Raw genomic sequence first — 20,600 nt, 5'->3', positions numbered from 1 at the left:
ATGCTCGCCTGCGTCAGGTTCATCGAGACCGAGCACGGCGTTGGACCTGGCGGTACCGCAACAGCGAGCGTTGTCGGGCTGGAGGCGGTCAAGCGTAGAAGCGCCCGCGGAGGTGTCGGATGGGGACGGACAGCGTGCTGCCGGGCCGGGATCCGCCCGCTCCGGCTGCGGCACCGCTGCGGGTGAGTGCACGTACGCGGGTGACCCGGCTGTCCCTGCCGGGGGGCGCCGTTGTCCGCAAGGAGCCGCTGGGGCCGGACGCGCAGCGGCGGCTGCGACACGAGGTGGCGATCCTGGAGCGGCTCCGTGGCGCCGACGGGGTCGCGCAGCTGCTGGATGCGCCGCGGTACCCGGGGTCGATCGTGCTCGCCGACGCCGGTGAGATCACCCTGGCCGACCTGGCCACACCGCTGGCCGTCGACGAGCTGATCCGGCTGGCGACGGCACTGGCTCGGGCGGTGGCAGGAATGCACCGCCGGGGGGTGATGCACCGCGACATCACTCCGGCCAACATCGTCGTCTCCCGTGACGGCGCTCCGTGCCTGGTCGGTTTCGCGTTGGCGACCTCGATCGCCGAGCTGCGTCCGGCGTTCACGCACCACACCGAGATCGTCGGGTCGCTTGCCTATCTCGCCCCCGAGCAGACCGGCCGCACCGGCCGGTCGGTGGACCAGCGGGCCGATCTGTACGCGTTGGGCGCGACGCTGTACGAGCTGGCAACGGGCGATCCGCCGTTCGGCTCGGGCGACCCGTTGCGCCTCACACACGATCACCTGGCTCGCGTTCCGGTGCCGCCTGCCCAGGTGAACCCGGCTCTGCCGAGGCCGTTGTCCGAGATCGTCATGCGACTGCTGGAGAAGGAACCCGACCACCGCTACCAGACCGCGGAAGGCCTGGCCTACGACCTGGAGCAGGTGTGCGAGGCACAGGCACATCCGGTGGCCGCTCCGGTGCGTATCGGCGAGCACGACGTTTCGGCGCGGCTGCTACCGCCCTCCCGGCTCGTGGGACGCGAGGCCGAGATGGCCGCGCTGGAGGCCGCTTTCGAGGAGGCGCTGACGGGCCGCTGCCAGGGAGTGCTGGTCAGCGGCTCGACCGGGGTGGGCAAGAGCGCACTGGTGGATCAGCTGCGACCGATGGTGACGGGCCGGGACGGCTGGTTCGTCGCCGGCAAGTTCGACCAGTACCGGCGGGATTTGGAGTGCAGCGCGGGTTTCCAGTCGTTCCGGGCGTTGGGCAGGCTGCTCCTGGCCGAGCCGGAGGACAAGCTCAGCGTGGTGCGCGGACGGATCGTCGAGGCGGTTGGGGCCAACGCGGGTCTGTTGAGTGCGGTGCTCCCGGAGTTCGCCGCGCTGTTGGGGGTGGCGCCCGACGCGGGGGATCCGCTGACCGCTCAGGTGCGCATGCAGCGGGCGGCTGTGCAGGTGTTGCGGGCGGTTGCATCGCGGGAACGGCCGGTGGTCGTGTTCGTCGACGATATGCAGTGGGGCGGGCGCACCCCGCTCGGATTCGTCGATCTCGTGCTGAGCGAGGAGCCGGTCGAGGGCCTGTTGCTGGTGGGGGCCTACCGAGAAGACGAGGTGGACCCGGCACATCCGCGGGCCGCGCTGCTGGCCCGGTGGCGCGAGCAGGACGGCGTGCGACTGCTGGAGCTGGGCAACTTGCCGGTGCCGAGCCTGGTCACCATGGTCGCCGAGATGCTGCACGTCGAGCGCGCCGCGGCAGCGGGCCTGGTCGAGGTGATCAACGAGCGCACGTCCGGCAACCCGTACGAGACGGTGGAGTTGCTCAACGCCCTGCGACACGAGGGCGTGCTGACGGTGACAGGCGCCGGGTGGCGGTGGGACGACGCGGCCGCGCGGGCTCACCTGGGCAAACCCCAGGTGGCCGAGCTGCTGGCGGCGCGGGTCGCGGCGATGCCGCCGACCTCCCGCGAGCTGGTCGAGGCGATGGCGTGCTTGGGTGGACGCATCGAGGTGAGCCTGTTGCCGATAGCCACCGCCGCTCCGGCGGGTGTCGTGGAGCTGCAGCTGGCGCCGCTCCTCGCTGAGGGCGTCCTGGTGGTGGAGACCGGGCTTCGTGACGCCGTGCGCTTCCGCCATGACCGCACCCGCGAGGTCATCCTCGAAGGGCTGGACTCGCAGCGGTGGCGCGCGCTGCAGCTGGCCATGGCCCGGCGCCTGGCCGAGGTGCCGCAGCTGTTCGCGGTCGCGGCCGAGCAGTACCTGGCGGTGATCGACGACGTCACCGACGCGGGGGAGCGACAGCGTGCGGTGCGGCTGCTGCGCCGCGCCGCCGACCAAGCGGCGCTGGTCGGGGAATGCGCCCTGGTGAACGGGCTGCTGGTCGCTGCGCAACAGCTGATCGAGCCGGAGGAGACCGCCGCGCTCATGGAGGTGCACACCCGCCGCCACGCGGCCCTGTACAGCCTGGGACGGCTGGAGGAGGCGGACGAGGAGTACCGCACGATCGAGGGGATGTGCCCCGACGCGATCCGACGTGCCGACGCGACGGCGGTGCAGGTGCGCAGCCTGACCCACCGCGAACGATTCAGGGAAGCGTTCGATCTGGGCCTGGAGTCGCTCAGCGAGTGCGGCATCATCCCGCCGGCGGCAGACCAGCTCGACCAGGAACTCGCCCAGCGGTTCGAGTATCTGCACCGGTGGCTGGCCACCGACGCCGCGGAGGATCTGGCTCGCCCGGAGATCACCGACCCGAGGCTGCTCGCAGCGATCCGCCTCCTCGACGCGATCCTGCCGACCGCGTACTTCGCCGACCACTCCATGCTCGCCTGGCTGAGCCTCGAAGGTCTGCGGATCTGGATCGAGCACGGACCGGGCCGCACCCTGTTCGGCGCAGGCTGCTTCGCCTCCCTCCACGCCGTGGCACAGCGCGGCGACAGCGCCGCCGGATACCAGGCGTTGCGGCGGCTCCTGGAGGTCGGCGAAGCTCGCGGGTACGAGCCCGAGACCTCGCACGCGCGCTGGATGTTCGCCGTGCTGAGCTGCTGGTTCGAGCCCATCGAGAACAGTGTTCACGCCGCTCAGCGCGCCCGCGACGGGTTGATAGCCGGGGGCGACCACGCGTACGCCGGCTACGCCTACTACGCGACCGTCTACCTCCTGCAGGACTGCACACCAACCCTCGACCACCTCATCGACCAGGTGGAGGCGGCGCTGGCCTTCGTCCGCCGTACCGGCAACGAACAGACCGGTCAGGCACTCGCCGGGCACCGGTGGCTGGCCGACGTGCTGCGCGGTGAGCTCCTCGTCGGAGCCGGTGACGCGGTTCCCGCCGATCGATACGCCGACAACCCGCTCGCGTTGTTCCGGGCGCATCTCACCCGCGCGATCGTCGCCGCCATCTTCGGCAATTCGGCAGCCCTGATAGAGCACACCGCAGCGGCGGCGATGCCGCTACCGGCCACCCTGGGCACCTACCCGAGTGCCGTGGCCCACCTGCTGCGCGGGCTCGCCCTCGCCGAGCAGGCCCGCGTCTGCCACGGTGACGAGTCCACCGCTCTGCTGTCCGAACTGGACGAGACGATGCGCTGGCTGGCGGCTCGCGCCGCCGATGCCCCGGACAACTTCGTACACCTGCTGCGGCTGCTCGAAGCCGAGCGGGCCTGGGCGGCGGGCGACTACCGGGTGGCCGGGCTGGCCTTCGACGCGGCCCGCCGCGAGGTCGCCGGCCGCGCGCGGCCCTGGCACCGGGCTCTGATCTCCGAACGCGCCGCCCGCTTCTACCTGGCCCGCGGCCTCGAACACGCCGGCCGCGACCTGCTCGCCCAGGCCCGCCAGCTCTACGCGGCCTGGGGCGCGAGCGCCAAGGTCGACCAACTCGACTGGGCCTACCCGACCCTGCGGCCACACGCCGACGCGACCGCAGGGCAGGACGGTGACCAGCCCGCTGATCTGCTGCATCACCACGGCACCGTCACCACGGGCACGCTCGACCTGCTGGGCATCCTGTCCGCCTCACAAGCCTTGAGCTCCGAGACCACCATCGACCGCCTGCACGCCCGCGTCGTCGAGGTGCTCAGCGAGATGACCGGTGCCACCGGCGTGCAGCTGCTGCTGTGGAACACCGAGCGCAACGACTGGCTGCTCCCCGCACCCGACAGCAAGGCCGCCCAGGTCACGGGCACTGCCGAGGACCATGTGGTGCCGTTGTCGGTGCTGCGTTACGTCCAGCGCACCGGGGAACCGCTGGTGGTCCCCGACGCCGCAGGCGACGACCGCTTCGCCCGTGACCCCTACTTCGCCGACCTGGATTGCTGCTCGCTGCTGGCCGTGCCGATCCTCAGCCGGGGCAGGTTGCGTGCCGTGCTGCTGCTGGAGAACCGGCTCATCCGCGCCGCGTTCACCGCCGAACGACTCGACGCGGTCATACTCATTGCAGGCCAGCTGGCCGTCTCCCTGGACAACACCCAGCTCTACGCCGAGCTCACCACCTCGCGCGCCCGCATCGTCACCACTGCCGACAAGACCCGGCGCCGCATCGAACGTGACCTGCACGACGGCGCCCAGCAGGAACTGGTCGCCCTCGCTCTGCAAGCCCGCGCCGCACAGGCGCTGGTGCCACCCGACGCTGACGAGCTGGCCGCCCAGCTCGACGACCTGGCCACCCGCGCCGGCAGCGCACTCGACGAGTTGCGCGAACTCGCTCGCGGCATCCACCCCGCCCTCCTCGCCGAAGGCGGCCTACCTCCCGCACTCCACACACTCGCCGGCCGCTGCCCGGTCCCGGTCGAAATGGACATCCACACCGACGGCCGGCTCCCGGAACAGATCGAGACCGCCGCTTACTACCTGGTCGCCGAAGCCCTGACCAACGTCGCCAAACACGCGCACGCCACCAGCGTCCACGTCACCATCGACACCACCGAAGGCGACACGGGCACCGTGCTGCGGGTCTGTGTGCGCGACGACGGCCGAGGCGGCGCCGACCCCACCCGCGGAACCGGCTTGGTCGGACTCACCGACCGGGCCGAGGCACTCGGTGGACACCTCTCGATTCACACCACGCCCGGCGCAGGAACCACCCTGAGCGCCGAACTCCCGCTGCCTCCTGCCCACCCGAACTCCGGCTGACCGGCCGGGAAGCGCCGGCGCGGTGGCGGCTCATCACTCCTCCACGTCCGGCACCGGCGAGCCCGCGGCACCGGCCGCCAGCAGTCTCTCCGCCAGCGCGCGACAGCGTCCCCGGAGCTCCGGAGGGTCGAGCACCTCGAAGTCGTGCCCCAGCAGGACCACGTGCATGAGCACGAAATCGAGGCTGCCCGCGCCACTGAGCACCTCGCAGAGCTCGCTGTCTCGCCGCCGGACGACGGCCGCCGACGCCGGAATCTGCGCGCGCACCGTGTCGGCCGACGCGTGCACGAGGAAGCGCGCCTGGTGCCGGTAGACCCGACTCGCCACTCCCTCCTGCACGTACGTCGCCGCGTCGGGCGCCGCGCGCCGGCGGAAGGACCAGGTCCGCGGCGACACATCAGTCATCCGGTCGACGCGGAAGCTGCGCCAGTCCGCGCGATCGAGGTCGTAGGCGAAGAGGTACCAGCGACGGTCGGAAGCGACCAGGCGGTAGGGCTCGACCTGCCGCCGTCGCACCTCGCTCCCGGACGGGTAGTCGAAGCCGGCCTCGACCTCGTCGTGGCAGGCTCTGGCCAGCGTCATGAGCACCTCGGGGTCGACCGGCGTGCGGCCTCCGCCGAAGGATTCCACCGAGCGGGAGAGCGTGCGCACCTCGTGCCGCAGCCGGACGGGCAGCACCCGGTCGAGCTTGGTCAGCGCCCGGAGCGCGGCGTCGTCGGCACCGGCGACCGCGCCACCCGCGCCGGCGAGCAGCGACACCGCGGTGGCGATCGCCTCCTCGTCGTCGAGAAGCAGCGGCGGCAGGTCCTGACCTGGGCCGAGCTGGTAGCCGCCGCCGACACCCTGGCTGGCATGCACCGGATAGCCGAGCGTGCGCAGCCGCTCGACGTCACGCCGGACCGTGCGCGGCGTGACCCCGAGCCGGCCGGCGAGTTCGGGGCCGGTCCAGACCGGGCGCTGCTGCAGCAGCCCGAGCAGGGTGAGCACTCGCTCCGTCGTACCCCGCTCGTCACCGCCTGCCACGGCCATGTCGCAAGCCTGCCAGAGATAGCGGACCGATCCTGTCCGCTAGGCGTGTCAGGGTGGCTCCATGCGAAGCGAGAAGACGCGATGAGCCGTCACATCCAGGTCACCTTCGACGCCCACGACCCGCGGGCGCTGTCGTCCTTCTGGCGCGACGCGCTGGGCTACGTCCACCCCGGCCCGCCCGGAGCCGACCTGCCCGAGGGCGCCGACCCCCTGGCCGCCTGGGACGACTTCCTCGCGCGGATCGGCGTACCGGTGGAGCAGCGCAACACGAGATCGGCCGTCGAGGACCCGGACGGGCACGGTCCACGGCTGTTCTTCCAGCAGGTGCCGGAGGACAAGACCGCCAAGAACCGCCTCCACCTCGACGTCCGTGCGGCCCCCGGACTGCAGGGAGACGAGCGGATGGCGGCGCTGGAGGTCGAGTGCGACCGGCTCGTCGCGCTGGGAGCGACGCGGGTGCGTCGCGACGAGCCTGCTCCCCCGATGAGCGCCGGCTTCATCGTGATGACCGACCCCGAGGGCAACGAGTTCTGCCTGGACTGATCGGCTGAACAGGTCGAGGGCTGCGCTCGGCTCAGCCCACGTCCGCCGGCTCAGGAGAGGCGATGACGTGCGTGACAGGGACGTCGGCGGCTTTCCTGATCCGGTGGGGCAGGTCGACGCGAAGCCATCTCGACAGGTATCTCGGGAGGGTGGAGACGACGATCTCGTCGTAGCGGCCGGCTTGCCATTCGCGCTCGAACGCGGTCATCGGGTCCGGATCGCCGATCTTGCAGCAGACCTCTATCCCGTCGGCTTGCAGAAGTTTCTGGGCCGCTCGCAGCCGCCGCCACGCAGACTCCGTGCCTCCGTGTGGGTCCTGGATCTCCCACGCTGCGGGAGCAAGCAGCGTCACGGCGATCGGGCCCCGGGTGTGGCGGGCGAGAAGCTGCGCGACCAGCCGGGGGGAATCCGCCGTCCGATTGGCCAGGACGAGCACGCGCGTCGCCGCGTCCATGCAGGGGGACTCTACGCCGCCGAGCCCGAGCCACCCCCGAAACGAACGGCCCGCCCACCCGACAGATCTGCACGAACGCACGCTCGCTCGGTTTCCCGAAGCCCGTTCCCACCGCACGAACGGCACGCCCATCCAATCGATCCGGACCGACGCGCCCTCTCGTCCCGCTGGAGCTGCGACAGGCCTCGCTCCAACAGGACGGGGCGCGGTCCGCTGAGGATTGGGCTGCCTGAGCTGGGGTAAGAGATCGTCGTGCGAGCGATGGTGAATGCGCGACGGCGGGAAGGCCATCTCGGCGACGTCGCACTTGTGGAGGGCGAGCTGCGCGGGCTGCTGTCCGCCGGAGAACTCGAGCTGCCGCTTCCGTCGGGAGGGCGTACGGCCGCGCGGTGGTTGGGTCTTGCCGGATGGGGCAGGCGCGATCTCGGGTTGGCCCGGCTCGTGGAAGGCCACACCGACGCCGTGGCGATCCTGGCCGAAGCGGCGCGGCAGGCTCGCTCCGAGGCGCTCTACGGCGTGTGGGCCTCGCGATCCGGCGGCACCGGCGCCCGCCTCGTCCGGTCCGACGACGGATTGGCGCTGCACGGCACCGTCCGGTTCTGCTCGGGGGCGCACACGATCGACCGCGCGCTCGTCGTGGCCGACGCACCCGAGCCGGCCGACGGCCGCGTGCTCGTCGAGATCGCCGTCGATCAGCCCGGGCTCGTACCCGAGCCGGACACGTGGGCCACTGCGGCGATGGCCGCGGCCGACACCGTCGACGTCCGGTTCGACAGTGTCCCGGTGTCGCTCGACGCGCTGATCGGCCCGGCAGGCTGGTACACCACCCGGCCGGGGTTCGCCGCGGGCGGTGGAGGCGTGGCAGCGGTGTGGTGGGGTGGTGCGGCCGGCCTGCTCGACCGTGCCATCGCCTGTCTGCGCTCGTCCGCCGATCCCCACCAGCTCGCCCATCTCGGCGAGCTGCACGCCCTGATGGAGGCCGCATCCGCTTTGCTGCTGCGCACGGCCGACGCACTCGACGCCGCACCGGACGCTGATCACACGGGCAGCCTCGCCGTAGTGCGCTGCGCGGTCGAGCGGGCCGCGCGCGAGGTCGTCGAGCGTGTTCCACGGATGGTCGGCGCGGCGGCACTCAGCCGCGACGGGGATCTCGCTCAGGCGCTGGCGGATCTGTCGCTCTACATCCGGCAGCATCACGGCGAGCGCGACCATGCGGCGCTCGGCGCGAGCGTGCTGGCGATGCGGGGCGCCCGATGAGCGCCGCGCATCAGTCGTCTCCGGCCGTTCGCGACCGGTCGACGGCGGCGGCACAGGTGCGACCGATTACCGCGCTGTCCGCGTGGAGTCGGATGATCGAGAAGCGCCGTCCGCCACCCTTCGATGCCGCCGCGCACGGGCGTGTGGTGGTCGTGGCCGCGCATCCGGACGACGAGACCCTCGGTGCCGGTGGCGCGCTGCGTGCCCTGCACAGGGCAGGCGCGGTGATCACACTTGTCGTGGCCACCGACGGCGAGGCCGCCTACCCGGGGCTCGGTGACGTGGCCCGGCGCGAGCTCGGGGTGATCCGCCGGGCAGAGCTGGCCGCGGCGCTGCAGGCGCAGGCGTTGGGCGAGATCACGGTGCAGTGGCTCGGGTTGCCGGACTCCGCTCTGGATGCGCACGGCGACGACCTGCGGGAGGCGCTCCAACGCGTGCTGGCGGATGCCGATGCCTATCTGGCGCCGTGGCCCGCCGACCCGCACCCCGACCATCGAGCGGTAGGCAACGCCGCTGCTGCCGTGGCGCCGGTCTCGGCGCACGGGTGGTCCTATCCGATCTGGACCTGGGCGTGGACCGATCCGGCCGACCCGTCCGTGCCATGGGAGCGAGCGCGAGTCGTGCCGCTCGACGAGGCGGCACGCACGGCGCGCCGACGGGCCGTCCGGTGCTTCGCGTCGCAGGTGGAGCCGGGGCCGGACGGCTCGCCACCGGTTCTCGCCGCCGGACTGCTCGATCATGTCGATCGCGACACCGACCTGCTGTTCCGGGAGCCGCGTGTCGAGTCGGCTCCGATCGAACGGTTCGCCGCTCTCTACGCCGAGGGCAAGGATCCATGGCGCGCGGATTCCTGGTACGAGCGGCGCAAGCGTTCTGTCGTGCTCGCGAGCCTGCCTCGGGATCGTTACCGCCTCGCCTTCGAGCCGGGCTGCGGCACGGGTGAGCTCACCCTGGAGATCGCCGGCCGGTGTGATCAGGTGCTCGCGTCCGATCCCGTTCCGGCGGCCGCCGAGCGCGCTCGGGAGCTGTGCCGCTCCGCACAGGGGGTTCAGGTCACGTCCGCCGCGTTGCCCGAGGCGGTGCCGGCACAGGCCCTGGATCTCGCCGTGTTCAGCGAGGTCCTCTACTACCTCGACGACTCCACGTTGGCAGCCACTGTGGATCGCACGCTGGTGGCACTGGAACCCGGTGCGGACATCGTCGTGGTCCACTGGCGCGGCTGGCCGCCCGAAGCTCCGCGGGATGCCGGTGCCACCCATCGGCTGCTGTCCGCGCGTCCCGAGCTCGACGTCCTGGTGGAGCACACCGACGAGGAGTTCCTTCTGCACGTTCTGCGGCGCAGGTGAACAGGTGGTGCCGGATCGCCGCGGTCGGGGTGGTCGTTCCTGCGCGTGACGAGCAGGAACGGATCGGCGCGTGCCTGCGCAGCGTCCGCGCAGCGATCGACAAACTGGCGAACGGCATCACGACGGCGGTCACCGTGGTGCTCGACCGTTGCACGGACGAGACGCCCGCACTCGTCGACGAGTTGGTGCGGCACTGGCCCGCAGCAGCGGCCGTGAGCATCGCGGCGTCCGGCGTCCGGCGGGCGGTCGACGCACCCGGGCCCGGGCATGGCGGGCGCACGATCCCCTCAGCCGGCCGGATCGTGGTGCCGGGCACCAGGTCGGTGCCGACGGATCTGCGCTCGGGGCGCTGGTCTGGTGCAGGTGGTGCCCCGTCTGTACGACAGCCGCACGTCGTGGCGGGTTCGGGCGTGGGCGCCGTCCGCGACCTGGGCGTTCGGCTGACTCTCGAGCGGCTTCGTCCCCACCGGCTCGACGCCACATGGCTCCTGCACACCGATGCCGACACCACGGTGCCGCCGGACTGGGCCCTCGCGCACCTGCGGCACGCCGGGGCCGGGGTGTGTGGCGTTGCCGGGCTGGCGGATCTCAGCGGGGGAAACCGTCTCTCGATCGCGGCGCAGCAGCAGTACCACGCGCTCGTCGGCGACCGTCTGGACGGCGATCGGCACATGCACGTCTACGGCGCCAACCTGGGGATGCGGGCCGACGCCTATGTCGCCGTCGGGGGATTTCCGAAGGACGGGCCCGGCGAGGACCACGGCTTGTGGCGGCGACTCGACGAGGCCGGATACCGGCTCACGTGTCCCACCACCGAGCCTGTGCGCACGAGCGCCAGGCTGCATGGCCGGGCTGCCGGCGGTCTTGCCGATTTGTTGCGGTCGTTGGATTCAGCACGACAGGAGTGAATCATCAGAGGCGGGATCGCATAAATTCATGCGAAACCGACGGTGGTGGCCAGTACAGTTCCTGGTCACCACCGTCGGTTCGTGCGAGTGGGCGATCCCTGTAGGTCAGACCGAGAGCAGCCGCGCGAAGAAGCTGCTGTATCGGCGCAGGGCCATTCGCAGGTCCTCGGTCGACGTGGATTCTGCTTCGATACCGTGCTCGATGTCGCGGCGCTGGTCGTGGAACAACTTCTGCAGTTCCTCGAGCAGTTCGGCCACGATCTGATCGGCTTCGGCGACGGCATGTCGCGGTTCGTCGACGAATCCGCCCTTCACCGCGTCCCAGCGGCGGCCGTACTCGGTGGCTCGCTGCTGCGGGACGAGGGGCTCGCGATCGGATTCGCCGGGGCCATCGGCGTGGGGAGACGATTGCGCCTGCGGGTGATCGACCTGTCGGTGCGTAGCGACCTGGCCGGTCCCGCGGTGCGTGTCGTGGCCGAGGTCGTGAGCCGCCATGTCCTGGTCGCCACGGGTGCCGGGGACGGAAGTCGCGCGGCCAGTGCCGATCGTGCCGTCATGGTCCGCGCCGCGGTCGGCGTCGTACCCACCGCGCGGGTCGGCCCCGGCTGCCGTGCGGTCGGCGCCCAGGTCGCTGTCGTGGGCCGTACCGCGGCGGGTGCCGTCGACTGCCATGTCGTGGCCTGAGCGCGGATCGGCGACGTTCTCCGGGTGGTCGGCGCCGGTGTAGCCGTCGTGGTCGGTGCGCGAGACGTGCTGCGTCATCGTGTGGGCTCCTGGGTCTGTCGGTGGGCATCGGTCTTGGTGGCGTGCACGGGGGTGCCGGCGTCGGTGCGGTCGGCGTTCCTGTCGGTGCTGTGGCCGGCGTGTTCCGCCGAACGCGTGCCCAGCAGCGCCTCCACGAGCGAGCGGTAGGACGTGAGTGCGTGGCGCTGCTGCTCGGTGTCGACCCCACCGCCGTTGTCGCGGGCCCCGCCTCGTGCTGAGGCGTCGCGGACGGCGCGAGCATCGCGGTAGTGACGCACGACGTCGGCGTGATCCACCGAGAGGTCCTCGGTGCGCCGGTCGAAGTCCCCGACCGGATATCCGCGCGCCTTCATCACACTCACGACGAGCGCGTCGGCTCCATCCAGCGCGCGTTCCGGGCTGTCGACGAAGCCACGTTGCACCGTGTCCCACTCGTGCTGGAACCGGGATCGCTCCTCGTTGTCCAGATCGCGGATATCGAGCTTTTCGCGGCGCTGCCGGCGAGCCTGCAGGTCCGTCTCGGCGGCCTTGCGGTCGCCGGTCTCCATGACCTGTCGCTCGTATTCCGGTCCGAACTGTTTCTGCAGTTGTTCGGACCGCCTGCGCTTCGCGAGCATGGCACCCATCGCGACGACGGCGACGAGTAACACCACCGCGAGGATGATTAGGGCAAGGACGGTGGCGTCCACCGTGGGCCTCCTCGAGGAACGAATGACTCGGGTGAGTGATCTGGTCCCAGAGCTTCCCGTTCGGTGCCCCGGACGAAACGCCGTCTTGGGGGGCAGGTGTTTTTTCGCCGATACGGGTGGGGTCCGCCGGCACGTGGAGGTGCACTGTGGACGGTGCACGGAAGCGGCCCGAACCTCGCCTTTTGTCCGGCCAGGGGCCAGGGACGGTCCAGTCGATCAGCCGCCGCTCGGGTTTCGTAGAGGATCATTACGAGCCTCCGATCGCGATCATTCGATCAAGCGCGTGTGATCGGCGGCGTCCGGTGGTAGTCCCCCGCGGAGCGTGAGACCCACAGAGTCTCCGGAAGCCGACGGCACCACGAGTTGGTTGTCGGCCACGGCACCGCGGTGTGGTCCATCGGTTCTGGACGGTTTGCTGACCAAGGGGAGAGGGGAAGGCGCTTCCATGCATCGTCGGTCAGCGGTGCAGGTGCGGGCTGCGGTGGTGGTCGCTGCGGCCCTGGTGCTGTGCGGGTGCGCCGATCTGGAGCAGCAGCAGGTGGAGCAGGTGGCCTCGGCGTTCGCGGCAGCCGACCCATCGGCCCGATGCCAGATGCTCGCACCAGCCACCGTCGCGACGGTGGAGGCGCAGTCGGGCCGTCCGTGCGCCCAGGCGACGGCTCAGCTGGAGCTTCTGCACGGGCCGGTGCAGTCCTCGACGGTATGGGGCGACCAGGCGCAGGTGCACCTCGTCGGTGACACCGTGTTCCTGACGAAGACCGGCAGCGGGTGGAAGGTCACTGCCGCGGGCTGCCGTTCCCGCGGCGACGCGCCATATGCCTGCCGCGTGGAGGGCCCATGACATCGACACGCGCGTTGTTCGTGATCTACCTGGCCGTGATCGGAGTCGGCCTCGCGTACTTCATCGCGATCGGACTGCTGGGACGATGAGCACCTCGGCCGGGACATCCGAGAAGCGCGGTGGTGTGTGGCGGGTGCTGCACGACAACGGGCTCGGCATCGTCTTCGGTGTGCTGTTCCTCGTCATGCTGGCCGGGCAGGCGTTCTCGGGACATGCCAACTTCAACGACCAGCAGGTCAGTGACGGGAGCGAACCCGTCTCGCTAGCGCAGTACCTCACCTCCTCGTCGTTCGCCGTAGATGTCGTGGAGAACTGGCAGTCGGAGTACCTGCAGTTCTTCCTCTACATCTTCGCCACTGTGTGGTTGGTGCAGCGGGGCTCGTCCGAGTCGAAGCCGGTGGACCAGGTCGGCCTGGAGTCGGACGAGGAGCAGCGCATCGGCCGTCACACCACGGCCGACTCACCTCGCTGGGCACGTGCGGGCGACTGGCGCGTTCCGGTGTTCTCCCGCTCCCTCGGCTTTGTGATGGGCGGGATCTTCCTGCTGTCGTGGGGTGCCCAGTCCGTGGCCGGCTGGGCGGCGTACAACGCCGAGGAGCTGCGTGGCCGCCAGGACCCGGTGAGCTGGCTCGGCTATCTTGGCGAGCCGGATTTCTGGAACCGGACCACGCAGAACTGGCAGTCGGAGATGCTGGCTGTGGGTTCGATGGCCGTGCTGGCCGTATATCTGCGCCAGCGCGGCTCACCGGAGTCCAAGCCGGTAGGGGCACCCCACAGCGACACGGGCGATACCGGCTGAGTATCTCGCCGGTGTCACGCACAGGACCTCCACGCCGGGACCAGGGTCGGTTACCGTTTGTTCTCGCATCACCGGCCGGCCGGGTAGTCGGGACAGGGCATTGCGCACTTTCGGTGTCGAGGAGGAGTTCCTGCTCGTCGATGGCAGGGACGGACGGCCCCGCGCGTCGGCGTCGGCGGTGCTGGGAGTTGCCGGGGAGCGGTCGGGCGGCCGGGTTGCGGCGGAGCTGAAACTCGAGCAGGTCGAGGTCGAGACGGATCCGTGCAAGTCGCTGGACGAACTGGCGGCGCAGATCAGGGCGGCGCGCTGCCGGATGGCGGCATCGGCCCACGCCATGGGTGTCGAGATCGCAGCACTGGGGACATCACCGCTGCCCGTGGACGCGTCGCTCACGCCGTCGCGTCGCTACGAGCGGATGGCCGAGCGGTTCGGCCTGACCATCCATGAGCAGCTGACCTGCGGCTGCCACGTGCACGTCGCGGTGGACTCCGACGAAGAGGGTGTAGCCGTGCTGGACAGGATTCGACCCTGGCTCGCTCCGCTCCTCGCGATGTCGGCCAACTCGCCGTTCTGGCAGGGCCGCGACTCGAAATATGCGAGCTTCCGCTCGCAGGTGTGGGCGCGTCAGCCCTCGGCGGGACCCACCGAACCATTCGGCTCGGCTCGGGCTTACCAGGAGACGGTACGCGCGATGATCGATTCCGACGTTTTGTTGGACCCGGGAATGATCTATTTCGACGCGCGATTGTCGGATCGGTATCCGACCGTGGAGGTTCGCGTGTCCGACGTTTGCTTGCATGCCGACGACGCGGTGTTGGTGGCGGCTGTGTGCAGGGCATTGGTGGAGACGGCGGTTCGGGAGTGGCGGGTCGGCCGACCTGTCTGGCAGATCCGCACCGAACTGCTCCGGCTCGCGATGTGGCGGGCCGGGCGGTCAGGGTTGGAGACGGAGTTGATCGATCCGCGGAGATTTCGGCCTGCGCCTGCCGTTGCCGTGCTGGACGCCTTACTTGCTCACGTACGCCCCGCGCTCGAGGACGCAGGCGAGCAGGCGGTGGTGGGTGACCTGCGCGCCGAGCTGGTGCGGCGGGGTACCGGCTCGCGGATACAACGAGCGGCGTACGCGCGGGCGGGTCGACTCGAAGATGTGGTGGCCGACGTCGTACGCCGAACCGTCGCCTGACGGATTCAACGGGCTGTAGGCCCGGCATCTCATCGTCGTATGACATGGTAGGAGCCGCTGAGCAGCCAGCGGTCACTATCGGCGCTCACTCGATCTCCGGGGGACTGATGGGCAAGAAACAGTTGCAGCGCACCAAGACCCTGTATGCGGGGACGGCCAATCCGGTAATGGCTGTCGTTCGAGTGAAGGCTCCGGCTGAGACCGATCCGCATGTCATCGAGGCCGCGCTGGTCCGCGCGGTATGCGCCGACAGCGAACCGCCGATGAGCGCCGAGATCCTCTGGTTGCCGGCGTGGCGAAAGAAGGTCCGGAGCGGGCAGCGGCGCTTCGGTTTCATCGCCGTGTTGTGCTCGCGAGCCCCCGTCCGAACCAGCGAGCTCATTCGCGGAGCGGAGCGCGCGGCTGCCCGCGCGCTGCGTGGACGGTTCGGCGAGCAGACATCCACGCGGATGCGGCAGGCCTCGGATCCTCGGGAGCTGAGTGCGTTCTGGTGCACCGTCCGTGGCGCCCCACGCCGCCCGTCGGCCTGAATCACGCACCACACCCCAGGGCCGGTGAGATCCCGAGCCCGCTTCGGGATATCAGCAGCGGCACATCGGGTAGTCGATCGGGAGGAGCTCTCACGGGTCGACGACGCAAGGGGTGAACGTGACGGATTCAGTGGGTGACTATGTTCTGCGGCGGCTGCGGGAGTGGGGGGTCGAGGAGGTCTTCGCTTACCCCGGGGACGGGATCAACGGGATCATCGTGGCCTTCGGGAAGGCTGATGACCGGCCTCGGTTCGTCCAGTCGCGGCATGAGGAGATGTCGGCGTTCGAGGCGGTGGGTTATGCGAAGTTCTCCGGGCGGGTCGGGGTGTGTATGGCGACCTCGGGTCCGGGTGCGATCCATCTGCTGAACGGGTTGTATGACGCGAAGCTGGATCACGTGCCGGTGGTGGCGATCGTCGGGCAGACCGAGCGCAGCGCGATGGGTGGATCCTATCAGCAGGAGGTGGATCTGCAGGCCTTGTTCAAGGACGTTGCGAGTGACTACCTGGTCGAGGTCAACGTTGCTGAGCAGTTGCCGAATGCGATCGACCGCGCGTTTCGTACGGCGCTGACCCGGCGCGCCCCGACGGCGATCATCATCCCGAGCGACCTGCAGACGGAGGACTACTCCCCGCCTGCCCACGCGTTCAAGCAGGTGCCTTCCAGCGGGCCGGGCCTGAAGCCGCCGATGCTGCTTCCGTCTCAGCCGGAGATTGTGCGCGCCGCGGAGGTGCTCAATGCGGGGCAGCGGGTGGCGGTCCTGGTCGGGCAGGGCGCGCGGGGTGCGGCGGTGGAGGTCGAACAGGTGGCCGATGTCCTCGGCGCAGGCGTCGCGAAGGCGCTCCTGGGCAAGGACGTGCTCTCCGACGAGCTGCCGTTCGTCACCGGGTCGATCGGATTGCTGGGCACCCGGCCGAGTTATGAGCTGATGCGCGACTGCGACACGTTGCTGATCGTTGGATCGAACTTTCCGTACTCGCAGTTCCTGCCCGAGTTCGGTCAGGCGCGGGCAGTGCAGATCGATCTGGACGGCACGTTGATCGGGATGCGCTACCCGACGGAGGTCAACCTCGTCGGCGACGCGCGGGCGACGTTGCAGGCGCTGCTGCCGATGCTGTCCGGGCCGACGGACCGGGCGTGGCGGGAGAAGATCGAGAAGAACGTCGCCGGGTGGTGGAACACCATGAAGCGCGAAGCGATGGTCGACGCGGAGCCGGTGAATCCGATGCGGATCGTGTGGGAGCTGTCCGAGCGGCTGCCGTCGAACGCGATCGTCACCTCGGATTCGGGGTCGGCGGCCAACTGGTATGCGCGTCACCTGCGTATCCGTGGTGAGGTTCGCTCGTCGCTGTCGGGCACCCTGGCCACGATGGGGGCTGCGGTTCCGTACGCGATCGGGGCCAAGTTCGCCCACCCCGATCGACCGGCGATCGCCATCACGGGAGATGGCGCGATGCAGATGAACGGAATGGCCGAGCTGCTGACCATCGCCCGCTACGCCGAGCGGTGGACGGATCGTCGTCTGGTGGTCTGCGTGCTGCATAACAACGACCTCAACCAGGTGACGTGGGAGCTGCGGGCGATGGGCGGGGCCCCGAAGTTCGAGGAGTCGCAGGTGTTGCCCGATGTCTCTTACGCCGACTTCGCCCGGGGGCTTGGGCTGGAGGCGATCACCGTGAGGTCCCCGGACGAGCTCGGCCCGGCATGGGACCGCGTTCTGTCCGCCGGCCGCCCCGCCGTGCTTGACGTCCATTGCGACCCCGAGGTGCCGCCGATCCCGCCGCACGCCACGTTCGAACAGGCCGAATCGATGCTCGCAGCCGTGCTGAAGGGTGACCCTGAGGCCTTCCACCTGGTCAGGCAGGGCGTGAAGACCAAACTTCAGGAAGCTCTGCCGGGCCGCCACCGGTGACGCCATGTGCCTCCGGTCCCGATGGGCCGCATCACTGGCACGCGTGCTGTACGTCCCGGCCGGGACGGAGGATCGTCCGCAGATCGGTCACCGCACGGACTGCAGCAGCCGCGAGCGGGCAGGCCGGCGCTGTCCCGGTCCGCCGGGGCCGCCGCAGTGCGGCATCGCCCGAGCGGACGGGCTCGCGTTCCGCAACGGATCGTTCCTGCCTTGCCCTGACGCTCGCGGTGGCCCTCGGCACGAAGAAGGCGCAGGCAACCATGATCAGTGACAGACATGCGGCGACGACGAACGCTGCATGCACCCCGCCCGCCGTCTGCTCGACGACAGGTGCGCGCCCGGCGGCGAGGTCTGCCGACCGCAGGCCGAGAACGCTGACCAGGAGGGCCACCCCCGCCGCGCCCGCGAGCTGCTGGGTGGTGCCGAAGATGGCGCTGCCGTAGGAGTACAGGCGTGGGGGCACCGCGCCGAGACCGGCGGTGAAGAGCGGCGTGGTCACGAACGCCAACCCGACGCTGAGCAGCAGGTGGAAGCCCACCACCAGCATGATCGGGCTCTCGGGGCTGAACAGGGTGGTGGTCCAGAGGGCGCCACTGGTCGCGATGGCGCCCGGCACGACGAGGGCTCGCGCGCCGAAGCGGCTGTACAGGCGACCCACCACCGGCCCGAGCAGGCCCATGAGCAGGCCTCCCGGGAGCAGGAGCAGGCCGGTGGACAGCGGCGGGAGCATCAGCACCTTCTGCATGTAGATCGGCAGCAGGACGACGGTGCCGAGAAAGATCGCCATCATCAGCATCATCAACGCCGTGGCGACGGTGAACGTCCGCGATCGGAACGTGCGCAGATCGAGGAGCGCGCTGTCGGTGCGCTGGAGCACCAGCTGCCGGGCGATGAAGATCACCAGGCAGGCGACGCCGACGGCGAACGACATCCACACGATGACAGGCGATGTGCGTCCCGACTCTCCACCGATGATGCTCAGCCCGTACACGAGACCGCCGAAGCCGAGCGCGGAGAGCACGACCGACGGCGCGTCGATCGGTGTGCGGCCGGGCTCGCGGATGTCGAAGATCCGGCGCAGGCCCAGCACCAGGGCGATGATCGCGATCGGGAGCACGAGCCAGAACATGAACCGCCAGTCCAACAGGCTCAACACAACGCCGGAGACGGTCGGTCCGACGGCCGTTGCGACCGAGACGACGATCGAGATGTAGCCCATCACGGTGCCTCGACGTGCCGGCGGCACGAGCTTCATGACGATGGTCGTCAGCAGCGGGAACAGGATCGCGGTGCCGCTGGCCTGCACCACGCGCGCGATGAGCAGGACAGGGAAGTCCGGCGCCAACGCGGCGATGAGGGTGCCTGCGCTGAACAGCGTCATCGCGATGCCGTACAGCAACCGCGTCGGCACCCGGCGGATGAGGAAACCGGTGATCGGGATGACGACCGACATCGTGAGCAGGAAGCCTGCGGTGAGCCACTGGCCAACGCTCGCGTCCACGTGCAGGTCCGTCAGGAGCACCGGCAGGGCCACGCCCATGATCGTCTCGTTCAGGATGACGACGAACGTCGAGACGAGCAGCACTGTGATCACCGCGCAGCCGCGTGAGCTCACCGCCACAGGCTCGTCGGAAGGCGACGATTCGCGGATGAGAACGTCGGATGGGCTGGTCACGGTCTTCCTCTTGGTTTCAGCTGAATGCGTATCGGCATCCCCACCTGCAGCAGGGGATAGCTGAACCATGCGCGATCGAATCTCCGGGAGCGATGGAGCGAGCCCCACCGTCCGGAGCTACGACACCCCAGCTCGAGTAGGGTTTTCCACCCGGCTGACCCGCCGAGGAGAGTCGTCGGCGGCCTTCCGACCGCCGGTCAGCGGAGGTTGCCGCGCGCGCGGGAGCGGAACGCGGTGGGGGTGTCCCCGGTGCGCTGGCGGAAGAAGCGGGTGAAGACGGTGGACCCCGGGAAGCCGAGCCGTTCAGCGACCGCGGTGCTCGACAGGTCGGTGTGTACGAGCAGTCGCTTGGCCTCCAGAAGCACGCGGTCGTCGATCATCTGCTTGGCTCCGGATCCGGTCGCGGCTCGGGTTGCGCGGGTGAGGGTGCGCACGCTGTAGCCCAACTGTTTGGCGTAGTCCTCCACCCGGTGGGTGCGCGCGAAGTCCCGTTCCACCGCCTGCTGGAGGCGTCGGTACGCCTCGTTGCCCGGGACGTCGCCGGGCAGAGGGCCGTTGAGGTGAGCCAGGCGCAGCACGAGCGCGGCGAGCAAGTGGCGGACCACCTCGATGTGCACGTCGGGCGGGAGGTCGTCATGCCGCTGGTGTTCGCGCTCCAGGAGATCCAGCATGTGTCGCAGGGTTTGCCGCTCGTAGTCGGTCTGAGGAATGAGTGGCTGACCGGCTGCCAGTTGATCGGTACGTGTGGCCTCAGCGGTCGGGGTGCTGAGGAAACCGGGTTGGAAGAGCACCACGGTGCCGTGAGCCTCGGTGAGTTCAGGGCCGTACTGGAGGATCTGGCCTGGGCGCGCCCACAACCAGGCCCCCTCGGACAGGGTGTGCTCGGTGAAGTCCAAGGCGTAGCGCAGCGTGCCGGAGCGCACAGTGACCAGATGGTGAAATGCCGGGCGCAGCGGGCCGGAGGGGTCGATGCCATGACCGTGGGCGCGGGCGAGTAGCCCGGCGAAGTCCATCACCTCGACCCCGTGCGGGGCTCCGATGGAGGCCCGGAACGGGACCGCGGTGACCTCGGTGTGTCTGTTTTTGCTCATATCCTGTCTCCAGGATACAGATTTCGGTCCAGCATCCGCGTCTAGCTTGATGGCTACGGAGCCGGTCGGTGACCGAAAAAGTTGATATGCGGTCATCCTCCTGTCGAGGAACCACCGATTCCCCGTGCACCGAGCCCGCTCGCCGCACCCGGCGTGAGGCCTACCCCGAGCAGTTCAGGATGACCGTCGAGGACATCACGAACGCGCCCGAAGTCCCCACCATCCCACCGTTACGAAGAGGGCGTAGCGCCCATGCAGGAAAGGAAGAAAGTGGCTCCAACCGATGACTCCAGCCCGTACGACACCAGGAGAACAGACACGATGACCATCACACTCAACCCGTCCTTCGACTTCCACGTCACCCAGCACGGAACGCGCACTCATTCCACGACTGCCACGCTCAATCCGGCGTTCCCGATCGCACTGAGGCGGTCGCGTCCCGTCGAGTGGTGTAGCTCGGTCCGGGTGAGGCTCTGCGGTTCAGATCATGCCGTGATCAGCTCTGA

General features: G+C 69.8%; 18 protein-coding genes. 12 read left to right on the top strand and 6 right to left on the bottom strand.

Going from position 1 to position 20,600, the window contains the following annotated elements; translation table 11 throughout:
• Positions 1-119: 119 nt before the first annotated feature.
• Complete coding sequence (locus MMF94_RS35025) at positions 120-5,093, top strand: AAA family ATPase (protein WP_241041753.1); 4,974 nt, start codon at positions 120-122, stop codon at positions 5,091-5,093.
• A gap of 33 nt (positions 5,094-5,126) precedes the next feature.
• Here the strand turns inward: MMF94_RS35025 and MMF94_RS35020 are convergent, their stop codons facing one another.
• Positions 5,127-6,122: a helix-turn-helix transcriptional regulator gene (locus MMF94_RS35020; protein WP_241041752.1), complete on the bottom strand. Its 996-nt coding sequence runs from the start codon at positions 6,120-6,122 to the stop codon at positions 5,127-5,129.
• Positions 6,123-6,203: 81 nt separating this feature from the next.
• Here MMF94_RS35020 and MMF94_RS35015 point away from each other — a divergent pair, with 81 nt between their 5' ends.
• Positions 6,204-6,665, top strand: a complete 462-nt coding sequence (locus MMF94_RS35015; RefSeq protein ID WP_241041751.1) for a VOC family protein — start codon at positions 6,204-6,206, stop codon at positions 6,663-6,665.
• A 31-nt stretch (positions 6,666-6,696) separates the two neighbouring features.
• Here MMF94_RS35015 and MMF94_RS35010 read toward each other — a convergent pair whose 3' ends face one another.
• On the bottom strand, positions 6,697-7,119 hold the full coding sequence (locus tag MMF94_RS35010; protein ID WP_241041750.1) for a hypothetical protein: 423 nt from the start codon (positions 7,117-7,119) through the stop codon (positions 6,697-6,699).
• Between the two features lie 261 nt (positions 7,120-7,380).
• Here MMF94_RS35010 and MMF94_RS35005 point away from each other — a divergent pair, with 261 nt between their 5' ends.
• The 3 genes from MMF94_RS35005 (at position 7,381) to MMF94_RS34995 (ending at position 10,630) form a co-directional block, all read left to right on the top strand.
• Positions 7,381-8,376: an acyl-CoA dehydrogenase family protein gene (locus MMF94_RS35005; protein ID WP_241041834.1), complete on the top strand. Its 996-nt coding sequence runs from the start codon at positions 7,381-7,383 to the stop codon at positions 8,374-8,376.
• 92 nt (positions 8,377-8,468) lie between these two features.
• The gene (locus MMF94_RS35000; protein ID WP_241041749.1) at positions 8,469-9,722 is read left to right on the top strand and encodes a bifunctional PIG-L family deacetylase/class I SAM-dependent methyltransferase; all 1,254 of its coding nucleotides are present in this window, start codon (positions 8,469-8,471) and stop codon (positions 9,720-9,722) included.
• The gene (locus MMF94_RS34995; RefSeq protein ID WP_241041748.1) at positions 9,719-10,630 is read left to right on the top strand and encodes a glycosyltransferase family 2 protein; all 912 of its coding nucleotides are present in this window, start codon (positions 9,719-9,721) and stop codon (positions 10,628-10,630) included. Before MMF94_RS35000 ends, MMF94_RS34995 begins: the two co-directional genes overlap by 4 nt.
• A 105-nt stretch (positions 10,631-10,735) precedes the next feature.
• On the opposite strand, the gene MMF94_RS34990 is transcribed toward MMF94_RS34995, so the two are convergent.
• Positions 10,736-11,392, bottom strand: coding sequence for a hypothetical protein (locus tag MMF94_RS34990; RefSeq protein WP_241041747.1), 657 nt, complete (start codon positions 11,390-11,392; stop codon positions 10,736-10,738).
• Positions 11,389-12,063: a hypothetical protein gene (locus MMF94_RS34985; RefSeq protein WP_241041746.1), complete on the bottom strand. Its 675-nt coding sequence runs from the start codon at positions 12,061-12,063 to the stop codon at positions 11,389-11,391. Before MMF94_RS34985 ends, MMF94_RS34990 begins: the two co-directional genes overlap by 4 nt.
• Positions 12,064-12,508: 445 nt before the next feature.
• On the opposite strand from MMF94_RS34985, the gene MMF94_RS34980 reads away from it, so the two are divergent.
• The 5 genes from MMF94_RS34980 to MMF94_RS34960 all read left to right on the top strand — a co-directional run bounded on the left by MMF94_RS34980 (position 12,509) and on the right by MMF94_RS34960 (position 17,328).
• The gene (locus tag MMF94_RS34980; RefSeq protein ID WP_241041745.1) at positions 12,509-12,904 is read left to right on the top strand and encodes a hypothetical protein; all 396 of its coding nucleotides are present in this window, start codon (positions 12,509-12,511) and stop codon (positions 12,902-12,904) included.
• Positions 12,905-12,989: 85 nt separating this feature from the next.
• The gene (locus tag MMF94_RS34975) at positions 12,990-13,703 is read left to right on the top strand and encodes a DUF6766 family protein (RefSeq protein ID WP_241041744.1); all 714 of its coding nucleotides are present in this window, start codon (positions 12,990-12,992) and stop codon (positions 13,701-13,703) included.
• 100 nt (positions 13,704-13,803) lie between these two features.
• The gene (locus tag MMF94_RS34970; protein WP_241041743.1) at positions 13,804-14,886 is read left to right on the top strand and encodes a carboxylate-amine ligase; all 1,083 of its coding nucleotides are present in this window, start codon (positions 13,804-13,806) and stop codon (positions 14,884-14,886) included.
• A gap of 182 nt (positions 14,887-15,068) precedes the next feature.
• On the top strand, positions 15,069-15,416 hold the full coding sequence (locus MMF94_RS34965) for a hypothetical protein (RefSeq protein ID WP_241041742.1): 348 nt from the start codon (positions 15,069-15,071) through the stop codon (positions 15,414-15,416).
• 118 nt (positions 15,417-15,534) lie between these two features.
• Complete coding sequence (locus tag MMF94_RS34960) at positions 15,535-17,328, top strand: thiamine pyrophosphate-requiring protein (protein ID WP_241041741.1); 1,794 nt, start codon at positions 15,535-15,537, stop codon at positions 17,326-17,328.
• 31 nt (positions 17,329-17,359) lie between these two features.
• Here the strand turns inward: MMF94_RS34960 and MMF94_RS34955 are convergent, their stop codons facing one another.
• Positions 17,360-19,003 carry a DHA2 family efflux MFS transporter permease subunit gene (locus tag MMF94_RS34955; RefSeq protein WP_241041740.1) on the bottom strand — a complete coding sequence of 548 codons (1,644 nt, stop codon included), beginning with the start codon at positions 19,001-19,003 and terminating at the stop codon, positions 17,360-17,362.
• 197 nt (positions 19,004-19,200) lie between these two features.
• Positions 19,201-20,094 carry a helix-turn-helix transcriptional regulator gene (locus MMF94_RS34950; protein WP_241041739.1) on the bottom strand — a complete coding sequence of 298 codons (894 nt, stop codon included), beginning with the start codon at positions 20,092-20,094 and terminating at the stop codon, positions 19,201-19,203.
• Between the two features lie 86 nt (positions 20,095-20,180).
• On the opposite strand from MMF94_RS34950, the gene MMF94_RS43460 reads away from it, so the two are divergent.
• Both MMF94_RS43460 and MMF94_RS34945 read left to right on the top strand, forming a co-directional pair.
• Positions 20,181-20,381, top strand: coding sequence for a non-oxidative hydroxyarylic acid decarboxylases subunit D (locus MMF94_RS43460; protein ID WP_277398889.1), 201 nt, complete (start codon positions 20,181-20,183; stop codon positions 20,379-20,381).
• A gap of 34 nt (positions 20,382-20,415) precedes the next feature.
• The coding region (locus tag MMF94_RS34945; protein ID WP_241041738.1) for a hypothetical protein at positions 20,416-20,600 on the top strand (185 nt) is incomplete at its 3' end.

The organism is Pseudonocardia alaniniphila (genome assembly GCF_022524485.1).
GTDB lineage: Bacteria > Actinomycetota > Actinomycetes > Mycobacteriales > Pseudonocardiaceae > Pseudonocardia > Pseudonocardia alaniniphila.
This window is presented reverse-complemented; position numbering and strand designations above follow the sequence as displayed.

What these genes read in the sequence shown, in the direction of transcription:
- MMF94_RS35025 (WP_241041753.1), top strand. Translation starts at nt 120, where the DNA reads ATGGGGACGGACAGCGTGCTGCCGGGCCGGGATCCGCCCGCTCCGGCT.
- MMF94_RS35015 (WP_241041751.1), top strand. Translation starts at nt 6,204, where the DNA reads ATGAGCCGTCACATCCAGGTCACCTTCGACGCCCACGACCCGCGGGCG.
- MMF94_RS34990 (WP_241041747.1), bottom strand. Translation starts at nt 11,392, where the DNA reads ATGACGCAGCACGTCTCGCGCACCGACCACGACGGCTACACCGGCGCC.
- MMF94_RS43460 (WP_277398889.1), top strand. Translation starts at nt 20,181, where the DNA reads ATGCGGTCATCCTCCTGTCGAGGAACCACCGATTCCCCGTGCACCGAG.
- MMF94_RS35005 (WP_241041834.1), top strand. Translation starts at nt 7,381, where the DNA reads ATGGTGAATGCGCGACGGCGGGAAGGCCATCTCGGCGACGTCGCACTT.
- MMF94_RS34975 (WP_241041744.1), top strand. Translation starts at nt 12,990, where the DNA reads ATGAGCACCTCGGCCGGGACATCCGAGAAGCGCGGTGGTGTGTGGCGG.
- MMF94_RS35010 (WP_241041750.1), bottom strand. Translation starts at nt 7,119, where the DNA reads ATGGACGCGGCGACGCGCGTGCTCGTCCTGGCCAATCGGACGGCGGAT.
- MMF94_RS34980 (WP_241041745.1), top strand. Translation starts at nt 12,509, where the DNA reads ATGCATCGTCGGTCAGCGGTGCAGGTGCGGGCTGCGGTGGTGGTCGCT.
- MMF94_RS34950 (WP_241041739.1), bottom strand. Translation starts at nt 20,094, where the DNA reads ATGAGCAAAAACAGACACACCGAGGTCACCGCGGTCCCGTTCCGGGCC.
- MMF94_RS35000 (WP_241041749.1), top strand. Translation starts at nt 8,469, where the DNA reads ATGATCGAGAAGCGCCGTCCGCCACCCTTCGATGCCGCCGCGCACGGG.
- MMF94_RS35020 (WP_241041752.1), bottom strand. Translation starts at nt 6,122, where the DNA reads ATGGCCGTGGCAGGCGGTGACGAGCGGGGTACGACGGAGCGAGTGCTC.